Annotated in this window: 11 protein-coding genes; 9 read left to right on the top strand and 2 right to left on the bottom strand. The window is 43.3% G+C overall.

Annotated elements, in window-relative coordinates; all coding sequences use genetic code 11:
- The first annotated feature begins 7 nt into the window (after positions 1-7).
- Entirely contained in the window at positions 8-1,123 is a 1,116-nt protein-coding gene (locus FM107_RS14915; RefSeq protein ID WP_086949278.1) for a metallophosphoesterase, read from the top strand.
- 80 nt (positions 1,124-1,203) lie between these two features.
- Entirely contained in the window at positions 1,204-2,148 is a 945-nt protein-coding gene (locus FM107_RS14910) for a glycerophosphodiester phosphodiesterase family protein (RefSeq protein WP_086949277.1), read from the top strand.
- A 147-nt stretch (positions 2,149-2,295) separates the two neighbouring features.
- Here FM107_RS14910 and FM107_RS14905 read toward each other — a convergent pair whose 3' ends face one another.
- A complete protein-coding gene (locus FM107_RS14905) occupies positions 2,296-2,544 on the bottom strand; it encodes a hypothetical protein (protein WP_086949276.1) in 249 nt (82 codons plus the stop codon).
- Positions 2,545-3,637: 1,093 nt separating this feature from the next.
- Between FM107_RS14905 and FM107_RS14900 the strand changes: the two genes are divergently transcribed.
- Genes FM107_RS14900 through nagA form a run of 7 tightly spaced genes read left to right on the top strand, consistent with a single transcriptional unit; the run spans position 3,638 to position 14,924 of the window.
- Positions 3,638-6,724, top strand: coding sequence for a SusC/RagA family TonB-linked outer membrane protein (locus FM107_RS14900; RefSeq protein ID WP_086949275.1), 3,087 nt, complete (start codon positions 3,638-3,640; stop codon positions 6,722-6,724).
- A gap of 11 nt (positions 6,725-6,735) precedes the next feature.
- On the top strand, positions 6,736-8,283 hold the full coding sequence (locus tag FM107_RS14895) for a SusD/RagB family nutrient-binding outer membrane lipoprotein (protein WP_086949274.1): 1,548 nt from the start codon (positions 6,736-6,738) through the stop codon (positions 8,281-8,283).
- A 19-nt stretch (positions 8,284-8,302) separates the two neighbouring features.
- Complete coding sequence (locus FM107_RS14890; protein ID WP_086949273.1) at positions 8,303-10,207, top strand: S9 family peptidase; 1,905 nt, start codon at positions 8,303-8,305, stop codon at positions 10,205-10,207.
- A gap of 26 nt (positions 10,208-10,233) precedes the next feature.
- Complete coding sequence (locus FM107_RS14885; RefSeq protein ID WP_086949272.1) at positions 10,234-11,667, top strand: Gfo/Idh/MocA family protein; 1,434 nt, start codon at positions 10,234-10,236, stop codon at positions 11,665-11,667.
- A 23-nt stretch (positions 11,668-11,690) separates the two neighbouring features.
- Entirely contained in the window at positions 11,691-12,422 is a 732-nt protein-coding gene (locus tag FM107_RS14880; protein WP_086949271.1) for a glucosamine-6-phosphate deaminase, read from the top strand.
- Between the two features lie 6 nt (positions 12,423-12,428).
- The gene (locus FM107_RS14875; RefSeq protein ID WP_086949270.1) at positions 12,429-13,736 is read left to right on the top strand and encodes a sugar MFS transporter; all 1,308 of its coding nucleotides are present in this window, start codon (positions 12,429-12,431) and stop codon (positions 13,734-13,736) included.
- 6 nt (positions 13,737-13,742) lie between these two features.
- The gene (gene nagA / locus FM107_RS14870) at positions 13,743-14,924 is read left to right on the top strand and encodes an N-acetylglucosamine-6-phosphate deacetylase (protein ID WP_086949269.1); all 1,182 of its coding nucleotides are present in this window, start codon (positions 13,743-13,745) and stop codon (positions 14,922-14,924) included.
- On the opposite strand, the gene FM107_RS14865 is transcribed toward nagA, so the two are convergent.
- Entirely contained in the window at positions 14,909-15,931 is a 1,023-nt protein-coding gene (locus tag FM107_RS14865) for a LacI family DNA-binding transcriptional regulator (RefSeq protein ID WP_086949268.1), read from the bottom strand. The two genes, nagA and FM107_RS14865, sit on opposite strands and share 16 nt — an antisense overlap.
- Positions 15,932-16,182: the final 251 nt, after the last annotated feature.

The following is a 16,182-nucleotide window of genomic DNA, read 5'->3' as shown; positions in this document are numbered from 1 at the left end:
AGAAATAATGAAAAAAATAACCTGCCGTATAGCGCTCGTACTTTGTGTGGCTACAACTATGCTTTCCAGCGTATATGGACAAACAACCTACAGCAAACCCGCATTAGAAAATAAGGAATCATGGTCGATGGTGATGATTCCAGATATTCAGAACTACGTGAAATGGGGGCGGAATCAACCCATCTTGGAGCTCATGACAGCATGGATAGAAGAAAATATCGATACGCTGAACATACGCATGGTCGTTTGTGTGGGAGACCTTGTGCAAAACAATGAGAAAATAACACGCGACTACGATGGCGATCAATCTACGCAGCGCCAGTGGGAAGCAGCCTCCGGAGCATTTAAAAGGTTAAACGGGAAAGTGCCTTATATTGCCGCAACGGGAAATCACGATTATAGCGTCGACCGGCAAGGAAATAGAACATCTCGGTATAACGAATTCTTTAAGATCGATGACAACTTTTTAAACGGTAAACATTTAGTTCAAAATTCGCGCGACGAACAGCAGCAACAAACCCTGGCAAATGCGGCATATGAGATCAAAGGCCTCAGCGGGCGTGATTATTTGTTTATGGCCATGGAGTTCGCTCCGCGTGATACGGTAGTAAGCTGGGCGAAAAAGGTGGCACAGATGCCAGAATATAAAGACCATCGTATCGTACTGGTAACGCACAGTTACCTCAATCCTAAAGACGAGTTGGGCGCCGGGCAGAGCAAATGGTTGCTATGGGAACCGTATCAAGTCGATGGTAAAATTTTGAAGTCACCCGTTGTACTTCCTGATGCAAATAACGGCCAACAGATCTGGGAAAAGCTTGTTAAGCCTGCAAGTAACATAGACATGGTACTCAGCGGCCACTTCTCGGGTGAAGGTTATAAAAAAGATGTCAACGATAACGGAGATGCGGTGCATCAAATCCTATTCGACGCGCAGGCGATGGGTGGCGGTGGTCGTAGTGGCAACGGAGGAGACGGTTGGCTACGTATTTTAGAGTTCTTTCCTGACGATAAAACCGTCAAAGTACGTACTTTTTCACCATTGTTTGGCGCCTCACCGACGACACAGGAACATGCTTGGAAGACAGATTCACGTAACGCGTACACAGTCGAGCTTGACTAATAGATGTCACGTACGCGTTTGTGGTGACCTGATGGTTGAAGCAAACAATATTAATCCGTATTTTTAAGGAAAACCATAATATGAAAAAAAACTCAACGGTCTGTAGTCTGCTCTTTGTCTTTTTCTTGGGGGTATGCACGCCAGCATTTTCGCAGCTCGATGCGAAGAGGAGTCATGCACAAATCGTGCGGGCCGAATTGTTTAACGAGAATAGTAACAAAGTTTTCGTTGTTGCCCACCGGGCAGATTGGCGAAATTTCCCAGAGAATTCTATCGGCGCCATTCGTAGCGCTATTGCCATGGGAGTCGATGTGCTTGAACTTGACGTGCAACGAAGCAAGGATGGGGTACTCTTACTCATGCACGATGCGACCGTAAATAGAACGACTTCGGGAAATGGTAAAGTGGCTGATATGGACTATGCCGCGCTTGAAATGTTGCGCTTAAAAAATGGTGCAGGAAGGGTCACAAGTGAGCATATTCCTACCCTTGAGGAAACATTGCTTGAAATTAAAGGAAAGGTTCTGGTTAACTTAGACAAAGCAGATCGGTATTTCGATGAAATATATCCGATGCTACAACGCACAGGTACGCTCGATCATATCATCATGAAAGGTAATGGGGATGCTAAAACCGTATCAGAAAAATTCGGTCGATATTTAAAGGACGTGCTTTACATGCCGATTGTAAATATTGATAAGCAAGGTGCTTTTGATGAAATACTTAGTTTGGACGAGCAGCTTGCGCCCGTTGCTTTCGAACTTACCTATAAAGATACAACGCATGCCGCTGCCCTTAAAGTAAGGCCCCTGCTAGCTAATAAAAGCTTAATATGGTACAACTCGTTATGGGCATCACTTTCGGGAGGGTTAGAGGATGATCGTGCCGTAGGGAACCCAGCTAAGATTTACGGATACCTCATTGATAAGCTTGGTGCCCGGATTATACAAACAGATCGTCCAGCCTTATTGATCGATTATTTGAAATCTAAAGGCCTGTACGAAATTAAAGATCCCGTGAATTAACGATGTGTTTTTCCGCCCAAATGTATAAGATCCCTCCGCAGGAAGCATAAAATGATTCCCGACCTGTCATAGAAATTAGATAGACAGGTCAGCAATCATTAAAAGAAATTTAAAACGATAGGTTACAAAAAAGGGAGCTTTCGCTCCCTAGTTTTCTATCTTCAATTTACCTATGAAAGGTAATTCGTCAATCGTTTCAATAGCTTCCGAAAGTGGGTAGCAAATCTGATATCTATTCGCTATCTCATCTTGATACTTTTGGAACTTCCCAGTTGGTACTTTTTCAAAAAACCAAATAGGGTTAATTGGGTCTGAATTTAAAGACGTCACAATTGCATTAAAGCCATTTGCTTTCGCAGATATGAGCTTGTCTTTTGTTATCTCTACAAATATCATAGTGATACTAAAATACAAAAAAAATGTAAACAAACTGATTTTAGTATTAATGAATGGTTAATATTGCATTGAATTTTAACTAATAGTTATCTCTTGAAGATGTGGTTTTTGTGGTTCAAATTATTGATATACATTTAGTTATGTCTATTTTGTAAGGGTTTTAATTGACTGCGTTAAAAAAGTGTCACTTTTTTTTCGATTGTAAAGAGATAATCAGAAAAACGGATGGTTTTTACGAAATTGAATAGATACGAAAAGGTGCTATTTGCCCGCCTTTTACTCGACTTTTTTCGCCCAGAAGTTGTCAGAAAATGTGATATTCTGTCGCCTTAATTCCATTGGTCATATGCCCCTCAAAAAGAATCTATTTTTACCGTTATTTTTAGGTAATTATTTTTTGTTTTTTTAAGGACCCAAATTCTCTTCCGCCTGTCTGTTGGTTTATATAATTTTGTGGGATTTCTCTACCTATAACGTCAGAAAAAAATAACAAAAGTTATACGTATCACAAATCTTTTTTCTAGACCGTATTCTTCACAGCCTATTCGAATCCCACATACCAAATTTCTGTTCTGGTAAATTCCTCTAAAATCAAAAGGGCTGTTTTTGTGTTGAAAACCAAAAAGAAGAGTTATGACTCGAATTTAAAATATCATTGCCGTTTCCGTAGGTGTGTTTATGGCTATTTTGTCCCATGGACGAGCAATTTTGCTAGCTGGGGTATGCATAACGAGAAATTTGTACGTCGACCAAGTCGTTGTTGGCAACTAAAAGTCGCTAGTTCCCGTGACCGTAGATTATGAAAATTAATACGAATATATTGGAAAGGGATTATTTTTATATTGAATTTCAACACTATGCTGAATTAACGTTAAACCTGTTTATTTCCGTAAAGCGGACTATTTCTCGTTATATGCAACGTGAAATTAGTTCGGCCATCGGGCTGAAAAATAAATGTATATGACGTGTTTTTTCCGATAACGCTACCGCTACTTTTATCGGTCATTTCGTTGGAACTATGGTGTTTATATTTTTTCTTTGGGTATATCAATTTTGATACTCATAGGTCAAAATAAAATAAACCGATACGATTATGATACGAAAATGTTTAAACAAGCAGTTCGGATTGATTGGGCTTTTGAGTCTACTGTTTATAACTTATTCCGGTTATCTACACGCCCAAGCCCAAAGCTCACCCCGAACAGTGACGGTAGTCGACAAGTCGACTCAGGCACCACTGGCGGGAGCAACCGTCACCAATCTTAATTCCAAATCTTCCGGGAGTAGTGCCGCAAATGGTGTTGTGAAAATTGAAGCATCGGACGGTGATTCTTTACAAGTTACGATGCTTGGTTTCGATCAGCGAGTAGTATTAGCGGCAACCGCTTCACTTAATGTCCAGCTTAATCCTACACGTGAGGCTATAAGCGAAGTCGTGGTGACAGCCCTAGGAATAAAGCGTGAAACAAGAGGTTTAACCTTTGCAACACAACAATTATCTGGAGATGCCGTGAATGATGTTCGAGACAATAGTGGTAATATCATGAGTGGTTTGACTGGTAAAGTTGCCGGAGCGGTTGTGACTACATCATCTTCAGGCCCTGGAGCGGCAGTTCGGGTGGTACTTCGTGGGAACAAATCTATCTCGGGCAATAATAACGCATTAGTTGTAGTCGATGGCGTACCGTATGATAATTCTGCAGGTCCGCAGGCATCCGGTACAACGCCAAACTATGGAACGAGTGATGGCGCGGCGAATATAAACCCAGATGATATCGAATCGATAAATGTTTTGAAAGGCCCATCTGCTGCGGCACTATATGGTAGCAGAGCTGCAAATGGAGCGATTGTTATTACGACTAAACAAGGTCATGATGGTCGATACCAGATAGATTATAACGGAGGCGTTTCGCTCGATCAAGTTAACATCTTAGGAGAGTTTCAAAATAGCTATGGACGAGGAAATGGTGGTGAAACCGGTGCTAATGTCGCCGAAAGTTGGGGAGCAAAAGGTGAAACGGTACCGGGGAACGTTGAAAGTGTATTTCAAAATGCCGCAACCGTTAACAACAGTATCAGTACATATGGAGGAACCGAAAAGGTACAAGGCTATATGTCCTACTCCAATAACAATATAGGCGGTATTTTTCCGGGGAATAAGTTGGATCGCAATAGCCTGAACTTGCGCGTGAACACGGAAATTATTCCGAAACTGAAAACCGACGTGAAACTCAATTATATGAACCAGAAAGTGAATGATCGTCCGCGTTTAGGTGATATGGGAATTCCAATTGAGGCTTATATAATGCCACGCGATTTGAGTTTGGCGGAACTCGACGATTTTGAAGAGATTAATTCAACCAATGGGGAGCCGCAACGGAAATATTGGTCAGGATCCTCCATCTACGACAATCCATTGTGGAGTTTAAACCGTACTGAAGTTAATGAAGTTCGTGACCGCATTACAGCTTTAGGTAGCGTGAGTTACGAGTTGATGGATGGGCTCAGTATCATGGGACGTTATAGTTTTGACAAGTATATGGACAAGGTGGACGGATCATTTTATGATGGCACAGTATCGCTGGGTAGCGTGAGGCCGGGAGGGATGTATTATCAGACACATACGCGCTATTGGGAGCATAATTTAGATTTTTTAATCACCGGTGAGAATAAACTTAGCGATGACATACAGCTCAATTATAATGTCGGTACAAGTTTTCTAAAGCGCAATTATGAAACGTTTCAGAATATGGCCAACGGGCTGTCAATTCCTAATCAGTTTTCATTAATGATGGCGACAACGCCCGAGTTTTTGCTCGTGAATAGTTATACCAGACAACTAAATTCGGTATACGCTAGTGCGCAGTTAGGTTTTTATGAAAACATCTTTTTAGACCTTACCGCACGAAATGATTGGTCCTCCACGCTCGAAGCGCCCCACAGCTATTTTTACCCTTCGGCGGGCTTATCCGTGGTATTTCATGAATGGCTAAACATGCCCGATTGGATTCAGTTTGGGAAGATTAGAGGGTCGTACACACAGGTTGGTAACGATCCACAACCTTATCTATTAAATCAACTTTATCAGTTTGGTCTGGGAGCCGGTAGTGGGTTTGTTTCTCGAAACCCCACTAAAGCCATTCCAGATTTAAAACCAGAGAAAACCAAATCATTTGAAGCAGGTCTGGATATGAAATTTTTTGGAGATCGACTGTCGTTCGATGCAACCTACTACAAAAGCAATACCATTAATCAGTTGCTTTTTTTGTCCCTGCCTATAGCTAGCGGCTTTAACAGAGAATACATCAACGCGGGTAACGTAGAGAACAGAGGCTTTGAAATCCAGCTTTCTGCTAGTCCAATACAAAAGGAAAATTTTCATTGGTCGACAGCGGTCAACTTCTCGACGAATACCAATAAGATTATTGAGTTGCACGAGAGTACAAAACGCGCAAATATCAGTGATAATACTAAGTATGCGACGGTAGTAGTCAACGAAGGTGAAAAGTACGGTGATTTGTACGGGCACAAATGGATGAAGGATCAGACAACGGGAAAATTCATCGTCGATGCTGAAGGACTTCCTGTGGTGGAGGCGAATAAAAAGTTAGGTAATTTTAATCCAAACGCACTGCTTGGTTGGAGTAACTCGTTTGAGTACAAAAACTTTAGTCTTCGCGCTTTGATCGATGCAAGAATTGGTGGCGAGATAGTATCTGGAACAGCCGCATACCAGGCCGCATTCGGAGTAGCAGATTTTACCGAACAATACCGTGAGGGAGGACTTGTTTTGGACGCGGTTACGGCGGACGGGCAAAGTAATACGACAGAAATTACCGCACAGCAGTTATGGACTAAAGTCTCCCAAAATGGAAGAGACGCCTGGGGCGAATTTTTTACTTACGATATGACTAACGTTCGCCTGCGCGAACTCGCCCTTAGTTATAAATTCAATCTTCCCGAGCAGCATGCAATAAAAGGTGCTCAGGTTTCTTTAACTGCGCGGAATTTGTTTTTCTTTTATCGAGGAAAATCAAAGTTAGATATACCCGGTCTGGGGAAAATTGATAACCCAATTGACCCCGAAGGGGCATTAGGTGCAGGAAACTATCAAGGCGTGGAGGTAGGTCTTCCTCCAGCGGTACGTACCTACGGGTTGAACGTAAAACTATCATTTTAAACCAAAAAGCCATGAAAAAGATATTTCTATATACCGCAATAATGGGCCTGTCCCTCGTCTCGTGTACAAAGGATTTCGAAGAATATAACACAGACCCAAATAATTTAACCGAGGTCGGTGCACGCGAGCGTCCGTTTATGTTCGCCAAGGCACAGTCTTCCTCGGCGATGAATCGTTCATTCTATCAGACGGTACAAAACCTAGGACCGGATATTTATGCCCAGTATTTTGCATTGACTACAACCTCGTTTCGTACCGACCGGTATATGCTAACTCCAGACTGGCAGCGCCGGTTTTGGAGCGTTATCTATGTCGACACCGCGCCTCAGTTAAAAAGTATTTTGGAAAATGTTGAAGACACATCCCCTGAGGCTGCTTTAGCTAATATCCTTTGGGTTTACGCATTTCACCGATTGGTGGATCAATTTGGACCTATACCTTATTTTGAAGCAGCAACAGCGAATGAAGTTATTCCGTATGATCCAGTAGACGAAATATATGCAGACTTTTTTATACGCTTGGAAAGCGCTGTTGAGATTCTAAAAGCACAGCCTGCGGGAACCAAGGTGTATGATGGTTATGACTTAATGTACAACGGTGATACGCAAAACTGGATAGCATTTGCCAATTCCCTCCGTCTGCGACTAGCGCTGCGCATCTCTAATATCGATCCTGCAAAAGCAAAGACCGAAGGCGAGTCTGCCGTAGCAGAGGGTGTAATGGAAAGCAATGCGCAGAACGCCTCTTTAGAGAAATCGTTGGATGGAAACGACACCAACGGGTTGTCTCAGGTTGCTGTTTGGAATGAGTTTGCGATGAGCTCAACCATAGCGTCTTATCTAAAGGGTTACGACGACCCTCGGCTCAATATTTATTTCCAACCGAGCATCGCGACAGGTGAATTTAATAGCGTGCGTAATGGTATGAGTGCTACGGATCTGGGTGTTGTGCGCAATCAATCACCAGCAAACTCGAACGTCGGTGCTTATTGGGTAAATTATAACGGGAATACAATTGAAGGAAACCTGACGAACCGCGCCCATATTATGGGGGCGGCAGAATCTTACTTTTTACGTGCCGAAGGCGCGTTGAACGGATGGAATATGGGGGCAACTGCGGAGGAATTATATAACCAAGGGATACAGACAAGCATGGAGCAATGGGGTGTCGATAATACGGAACAGATCGCTCAGTATATTGCAGCAACGAATACCCCTGCTGCTCCTCAGGATTATCATAAATCGGCGGCAGTGGCCTCTACACCGGTTGCTTGGGGCCCAAACGAAAACATGCAACGTGAGCAGATTGGCGTACAAAAGTGGCTGGCGATTTTTCCTGATGGCATGGAGGCATGGACGGAGTACCGTAGATCGGGATATCCGATCATGTACAACGTGCTCGTTTCAGAAAACCCGGATCTTCCTAGCGGTTCTTTCATAAATAGGATGCCATATCCACTGACCGAGGAGACCAGTAATTTTGAACAACTTGAGAAGGGGCGTGCATTGTTAGGGGGACCCGACAACGCTGCAACCCGCGTATGGTGGGATGTTGATTAATCTTATTTTGAGTTAATTCATGAATGCTAACAATCAAGAATCTCAAATGATAGGTGATTTTTCAAGCCAGATTGAGCTCCAGAATTGGATGAAATCGAAATTGGAACAAGCAGCGTCAGTGCGCGAAGCTGCGTCGGGTTCGGTCGCTGTGTCTGCTGTCATCGCACGACTGGCAGGCGTAGATCCACAGAAGCTTGGTCAATTAAATATGCGTACCCTCGATATTCTTGAATTTAAAGGATACACATTACATAAAATATTATTTCAGTCCCAGCATGGTGTTGATATTTCCGCGAACTTGTACGTCCCCGAAGGTATCGGCCCATTCCCTGCTATTTTAAATAGCCATGGCCATTGGGAAGGCGGTAAAGGCGGCGCCATAGTACAGCAGACGGCGAACCTTTTGGTCAGCGCCGGTTACGTCGTTTTGTGTATTGATGCTTGGGGTAGCGGAGAGCGGGGAACCGGTAACAACCACGAATATCACGGTGGTCACTTAGCAGGTGCATTGTTGCAGGCGAGTGAGACTTTACTTGGCTTGCAGTTACTCGATAATTTGCAAAGCATCAACCTGTTGTGTGCGCTAGATTTTGTGGATAGTGCGAGAATTGGGGCTGTGGGAGCTAGTGGGGGAGGGAATCAAACGATGTGGATCAGCGCGTTTGACCAACGTATAAGGGCGGCTGCTTTGGTGGTAAGCGTGGGTACATTTTCGGGATATTTATTGCAGAGCAACTGTATGTGTGAGTTGTTACCTGCAGGTCTACAGCAAATCGAAGCATGCGATGTGATTGGGGCTATCGCCCCACGAGCTGTTAAAATTATCTCCGCAGCAGAGGAACAAATTGCTGCGTTTAAGGTTGATCGCATGCGTAAAGCATATCGTGATGCGGTACCCCATTTTAACGATTTGGACGTAGCCGAGAAAATTAGCTTTGAGATTTTTGAATCGGCTCACGACTTCACCATAGAAATGCAGCAGTCCGTGCTTCGCTTTTTTAAACAGACGATTCCCGCAGAGCAAGCAATAACGGAACACGAATTTACACCACTGGAAGTGGACAAGTTAAGAGTTGGCGGCCCAAATCAAGGACCAACGCGCTTGATGACAACGCGAGACCTGTTTAAGCAGCGCGAAAATGAGGCTGTAGTAAAGTTGAATTTAAGAAACGAAATATCGAAATCGGAGCGTCGAAAGGCGCTTAAAAACCTGTTGAAAACAAACGAAGGAATTCGCGTAGAAAGTAGTCATCCGCTAACCATAGATTCAAGCTGGCAAACGAGCAGGTTAAAAACAAACGACGGGCAAACAATACCGCTCCGATATAATCTTTCTGCGAGTGCGAAAGAAAAAATCACCATATCCTTAACCATGGACGCAGCGGAACGGAGCGATCACCTGACCGATACGATATATGTCGACTTATTAGGCGTTGGTGAGCGAGGCATCGATACAATTGACCGGCAAGATATCGGACTCCCTCAGTTTCATACACTGACAAGAAGCTTTATGTGGCTTGGAGAAAGTTTAATGGGGCGATGGGTGTCGGAACTGCGGGCGGTTGTTGTTTTCGTGAGAAAAAATTTCCAGCCCGGCCAAATCACAATAATTGGGCATCGCGATCTCGCACTCGTTGCTTTATTTTACGGCTCACTCTATAGTGATGTACAACAGTTGGTGCTAAATGCAGTTGTTTTGAGCCACTACCTGCCGATGGATTTGGATTGTACACCGTCCCAAAGTATGGCTATACATGTCCCAGGGATCTTAGAATGGGGAACATTAGTACTCGTCGGTGCGCTTGCTGATATTCCCGTCGATTACATCGCCCCCGTGGATATAGGAGGGGGTAAAATGGATGATACAGCAATAAAGACATTTAATCGGCAAATCCAAGTATTGCGTAAAAGGATTGTCAAGTAATTAGTTAATAATTTAAAACATAGTTTATGGATACAAATAGAAGATCCTTCTTGAAGCTTTCTGCACTTGCAGGACTGGGCATGGTAGCGCCGGCTGCCTGCAAAAGTCAGAGCGCGCCTGAAGAAGAGTCTGCTTTAAGTGAGATTTTAGAGCAGGCCAATACGAAATATGAACCGGTCTTTAACATGTCAGGGTATGCTGCGCCCGCCTTAGCGGAGGTTCGAATTGCATTTGTGGGAACAGGAAATCGAGGAAGTGCCGCAGTGGAGCGTATGAGTAGGATAGAAGGGGTGAAAATACAAGCTGTTTGTGATGTGCGCAGGGAGAAAGCCGATGCAGCAAAAGCGAGAATTGTCTCCAAAGGACACCAAGCGAAGATTTATGCCGATGAACCTGATGCGTGGAAAGAACTTTGCGAACGAGATGACATTGACCTCGTATACGTGGCGACACACTGGGCACTACATGCTGAGATTGCTGTATACGCGATGGAACATGGTAAACACGTGGCTCTTGAGATCCCTGCGGCAACGACCGTAGAAGACTGTTGGCAACTAGTGATGACTTCCGAAAAGACAAAAAAGCATTGTGTTATTTTAGAGAACTGCTGCTACGATTTTTTTGAACTATTAACCTTAAACCTAGCAAGGCAAGGCTATTTTGGGGAAATTGTACACTGCGAGGGGGCTTATTTACATGATATTTTAGATAGTTTTTTTGAACAAGATGCACGTTTTGATTTCTGGCGTTTAAAGGAAAATGCGGTTCGAAACGGTAATCTATATCCTACGCATGGTTTGGGACCTATTTGTCAGATTCTCAATATCAATCGCGGAAACCGTCTAGAGCATCTTACCTCGATGGCTTCGAAAGATTTCTCATTAGGACCAAAAGCGAACGAACTTGCGAAGACCGATGACCGATTCAAAACATATGACAGTAAGAAATTTAGAGGCAATATGAATACCTCAAGCATCTACACCGCTAGTGGCAGCACGATCATGTTGCAACATGATGTTAGTACGCCGCGCCCGTACTCGAGGATTCACCTGGTCAGTGGCACAAAAGCTTTTGCACAAAAATATCCGCTACCCGGACGAATTGCTGTTGGCCACGAGGACTTCCTCAGCGAGAGTCAGCTAAAAGAACTGGAGGAAAAGTATACGCCTGAAATCGTTAAAAAAATAGGAGAAATCGCGAAGCGTATCGGAGGTCATGGTGGCATGGATATGATGATGGACTGGCGTTTGATCGACTGCTTGCGCAATGGTCTGCCAGTGGATATGGACGTTTACGATGCGGCAAGTTGGAGCGTAATTGGCCCCTTAAGCGAATGGTCCGTAGCGAATGGTTCCAAACCAATACAGGTGCCAGACTTTACGATGGGAAGATGGCAAGAAAATAAAGTGCACGATATTAACCTACAAACTGGCGGGAATACGAACATAATTAACAATTAGTATAAACAAAAAACATTATAACTGTGGAAATTCAAAAAAGCGAAACAAGATTAGAACTCGGTAAGGCGGCGGCCAAATTAGCGCGTCAACAAATTAAGGATACAATTTCAGAAAAAGGTGAAGCTAATATCATTTTAGCAACCGGGTCAAGCCAATTTGAAACTATTGACGCGTTAATTGCCGATAAAGAAATTGATTGGTCTAAGGTGCGCATGTTTCATCTTGATGAATATATAGGTTTGTCCATCAAGCATAAAGCGAGCTTCCGTAAATATTTGAACGAACGCTTTGTAGATAAAATTGATCCCTTACTCGATGTCGTTCTTATTAATGGCGAGAACGATCCTGAAGAAGAGTGCGAGCGTATTGGCCGTAAGATCAGGCAGTTTCCGATCGACGTGGCTCTTGTTGGAATTGGCGAGAATGGACACTTAGCATTCAATGACCCTCCTGCAGATTTTGAAAATGAAGATCCTTATGTCGTTGTAAATCTGGATAAGCAATGTCGGATGCAACAACTCGGCGAAGGTTGGTTTAATACCCTAGACGAAGTGCCGCCTCAAGCTATATCTATGTCTATTAAGCAAATTATGAAATCAAAAGTAATTATCTGTTCGGTCCCCGATCGTAGAAAGGCACAAGCCGTGAAGGACTGCTTGACGGGTGAAGTAACGAATTTATACCCTGCCAGTATTTTACAAGAACATGCCGCTTGTTACTTTTTTTTAGATAACGAATCTGCACAATTATTGTAAAGTTATATGGAAAACATCAAACCCGCGCCTAAACAGCAATCAAGATCTACAATCATCTCGATCATTATATTGGGTTTGATGTTTTTCACTTTTGGTTTCATCTCTTGGGTCAATGCTATTTTGATTCCTTACTTTAAAATAGCGTGTGAATTAACTAATTTTCAGTCCTATTTAGTCGCGTTCGCCTTTTATATTTCGTATTTGGTAATGTCTATGCCATCCTCATATTTACTTAATAAGGTCGGGTATAAAAACGGTATTGTTATCGGTTTTTGGATTCTGGCATTAGGTGCTTTGATTTTCATACCCGCGGCATATGGGCGAACGTATGGCATATTTCTGATAGGTCTTTTTACCCTGGGTACCGGCCTGGCAATACTTCAGACGGTCGCCAATTTATATATTACTTTGATTGGTGATAAGGAGAGGGCGGCACAACGTATTAGTATGATGGGGATCTGTAATAAGGGGGCTGGAATTCTTGCTCCTATTGCGTTCTCCTGGGCAGTCCTTCGACCAACAGATCAAGACCTGTTTCTGAAGTTACCCTCCCTTGGGGATATTGAACGTGCGTTGATACTGGATGAATTGATACTGCGTGTTGTTCACCCATATGCAGTTCTTGGATTAGTGCTTTTTTTTATAGGTCTTGCGATTAAGTTCTCTCCACTTGTAGAGATTACCGTTCACCGGTCTGCCGGTAGGCAGCCATTGAAACGGGGTGGTTTGTTACACTATCCACACCTGGTGTTAGGTGCAATAGCGATATTTCTTCACGTAGGAACGCAGGTTGTAGCGATTGATACGGTCATCGGTTACGCAGGTACGATGGGGCTTACACTTCTTGAAGCAAAGAATTTACCCTCCTATACCCTTACGGCTACTATTGTCGGTTATATTTTAGGGATAATATTGATACCAAGAGTGCTTAAGCAAACATACATGTTACGCATTTGTTCGCTGATTGGGCTCATACTGTCGTTGCTGGTTTGTTTAGCTTACGGAGAGGTGACCTGGATGAGCAGGCATCTGGATATCTCCATTTGGTTTTTAATCTTCATAGGACTTCCAAATGCGCTAATTTGGGCTGGAATTTGGCCTTTAGCACTTGCAGGGCTAGGAGATTATTCCAAACAAGGGTCTGCATTGTTGATAATGGGGCTTTGTGGAAATGCAATTATTCCACTAATTTATGGTTGGATTGCTGATGTTTCCGACGAAAAGACCGCGTATTGGATAATGGTACCTTGCTTTTTGTATATCGTGTACTATGCTTTTTGGGGATCGAAACTAAGGTCATGGAAAATAAAATAACTTAACATGCTAACGATAATAAACGCGAATATCATTACGCCGATGCGTATCATCCCAGGAGGGTCCCTCACGCTAGAGGGAGGGCGAATAACACAGGTGCGTGACACCTCGAGTTCGAAACTTAATGGTGAAGTTATAGATGCGCAAGGATTATACCTTTCGCCGGGGTTTATCGATATACATATTCACGGTGGAGGAGGTGCTGATTTTATGGATAATGAACTTGAGGGCTTTGTGCAGATTGCCCAAACCCATGCTAAGTTTGGCACGACAGCGATGTTGCCAACGACATTAACAGGTGAACCGGCGAAGTTATTGGAGGTATTCGCAGTATACCAAGAAGCGTTAAGCTTGGACTATAGCGGAGCAGACTTTTTGGGATTGCATCTTGAAGGTCCGTACTTTGCCATGAATCAACGAGGCGCGCAGGATCCTCGGTTCATTCGAAACCCAAATCCAGAAGAATATATTCCCTTGTTGGATAGATACGGTCATCTTATTCGTCGTTGGAGCGCCGCTCCTGAGCTTCCCGGTGCACTGGAATTTGGGAGAGAGCTCCGCTCGCGAGGAATTCTTGCTGCATTAGCCCATACTGATGCGGTTTATGAAGATATTTTGAAAGGTGTCGAAAGCGGTTTTCGGCTTGCGACACACCTATATTCGGGCATGTCAGGAATGACAAGAAAAAATGCGTATCGATATGCTGGCGCGATTGAGTCCTGTTTACTGCTCGATGAAATTGATGCAGAAATTATTGCTGATGGCGTTCATTTACCGGAACCATTTTTGAAACTCATTTGTAAAACAAAGGGTATAGAGCGTGTCATCTTGATCACCGATGCTATGCGAGGAGCTGGAATGCCAGAAGGGAAAAGTATATTAGGAAGTAAAGACGATGGTCTTGAAGTGATTATTGAAAATGGAGTAGCAAAGTTACCAGATCGTAGCTCGTTCGCTGGTAGTGTGGCCACTGCCGATCAATTAGTTCGTGTTATGATGAATGTTGCTGGCCAGACCTTAATGGATGCCGTACGGATGCTCACATTGAACCCGGCGCGTCTGTTAAGCCTAGAACATGAACGTGGTATTATCGCTCAAGGTATGCGTGCGGATTTACTACTATTCGATGATGCTATTAATATCAAACAGACGATAGTCGCCGGTCGGACTGTCTACTCGACATTGTAATTTAAAGCTGATTCGCGTAGTATAAGCTTACAGGGCAATAATAGCTCTTGTGTCTCAAAATCTTCATTTTTGATATGTCGAATAAGCAATTTGCAACTCTGACGCCCGATCTCGAAAGCAGGTTCTTCCACCGTTGTTAAATTGGGTTCGATCACGGTCGATATCGGGTCATTGGTAAAACCTATTACACCAATTTGTTTTCCAACCTTGATTCCTGCATTTTTTATTGCCTGGATAGCACCAACGGCTTTACGGTCATTGACAGCAAATATTGCATTCGGCGAGTTCGACAGCTCGAGTAATTTTTCGGTGTCATGAAGCCCGTGTATCTGATCGAATCCTGAAAAGATGATATGAGTCTCCTCAGGATCAATTTTATGATCTTTTAATGCCGCAATATATCCTCTAAGGCGTTCTTGGGTAAAGGTAAGTTCCTTTGGTCCTGCAATATGTGCAATTCTATTGTATCCTTGATTTAGAAGATGTTTTGTTGCTAAGTATGCGCCGTCATAGTCGCTTTGCATAACTTTTGAAGCGGTAATATCGTGTGGGACGCGGTCAAAGAAAACAATCGGCAATCCCTCGTCGATTAGATTTTGGAAGTGATCATTAATACTAGAATTGGAGGAAATGGAAATTAACAATCCATCGATGTTGGTTGCCGAAATACTCTCGAGAAGTTTTCGTTCCCTTTCCACGTCGTCGTTTGTGATATATATAATTGCAGTATACCCCTGCTCGTATGCTTCTTCTTGAATGCCAGATATAACGGTGGAAAAATAATAATTGGTTATAAATGGGAGTATGACACCAATGTTTTTGGTCGATCCGGACGCAAGAGCGGCAGCATTCGAATTACGTTTAAACTTCAGTTTATCGGTTAATGTGAGTACCTTTTTTCTTGTTTCCTGACTCACATCATGTGCGTCTCGCAGGGCCCGCGATACCGTAGAAACTGAAAGCCCTAACTGTTTTGCAATATCCTTGATCCCAAATTGCTTTCTCATTATCGTTGGTCTATCTACAAGTTTAACAAAAAAAGGTTAGTGTTAAACGAACATTCTTAACCTTTTCCTGCACCCGATGTTATTTTATATGGGGAATCTACTACGACTCCGATTGTCTTATTACCCATTTTTTGGACAACGGTTTTTCAAGGAACATAAGATGTTTCTCTTGCTATTTTTGGAAGATTCGGATCGGGCATTATATACTCCGTAGCTGTGGTCTATCAAGGGCACACTTCCTAGCGACCATT

Origin of the sequence: Sphingobacterium sp. JB170, assembly GCF_900163865.1 — a bacterium.
Classification (GTDB): Bacteria; Bacteroidota; Bacteroidia; order Sphingobacteriales; family Sphingobacteriaceae; genus Sphingobacterium.
Note: the sequence above shows the minus strand (reverse complement) of the source record. Positions and strands in the feature narration are given on the sequence as shown.

What these genes read in the sequence shown, in the direction of transcription:
- FM107_RS14915 (WP_086949278.1), top strand. Translation starts at nt 8, where the DNA reads ATGAAAAAAATAACCTGCCGTATAGCGCTCGTACTTTGTGTGGCTACA.
- FM107_RS14910 (WP_086949277.1), top strand. Translation starts at nt 1,204, where the DNA reads ATGAAAAAAAACTCAACGGTCTGTAGTCTGCTCTTTGTCTTTTTCTTG.
- FM107_RS14905 (WP_086949276.1), bottom strand. Translation starts at nt 2,544, where the DNA reads ATGATATTTGTAGAGATAACAAAAGACAAGCTCATATCTGCGAAAGCA.
- FM107_RS14900 (WP_086949275.1), top strand. Translation starts at nt 3,638, where the DNA reads ATGATACGAAAATGTTTAAACAAGCAGTTCGGATTGATTGGGCTTTTG.
- FM107_RS14895 (WP_086949274.1), top strand. Translation starts at nt 6,736, where the DNA reads ATGAAAAAGATATTTCTATATACCGCAATAATGGGCCTGTCCCTCGTC.
- FM107_RS14890 (WP_086949273.1), top strand. Translation starts at nt 8,303, where the DNA reads ATGAATGCTAACAATCAAGAATCTCAAATGATAGGTGATTTTTCAAGC.
- FM107_RS14885 (WP_086949272.1), top strand. Translation starts at nt 10,234, where the DNA reads ATGGATACAAATAGAAGATCCTTCTTGAAGCTTTCTGCACTTGCAGGA.
- FM107_RS14875 (WP_086949270.1), top strand. Translation starts at nt 12,429, where the DNA reads ATGGAAAACATCAAACCCGCGCCTAAACAGCAATCAAGATCTACAATC.
- nagA (WP_086949269.1), top strand. Translation starts at nt 13,743, where the DNA reads ATGCTAACGATAATAAACGCGAATATCATTACGCCGATGCGTATCATC.
- FM107_RS14865 (WP_086949268.1), bottom strand. Translation starts at nt 15,931, where the DNA reads ATGAGAAAGCAATTTGGGATCAAGGATATTGCAAAACAGTTAGGGCTT.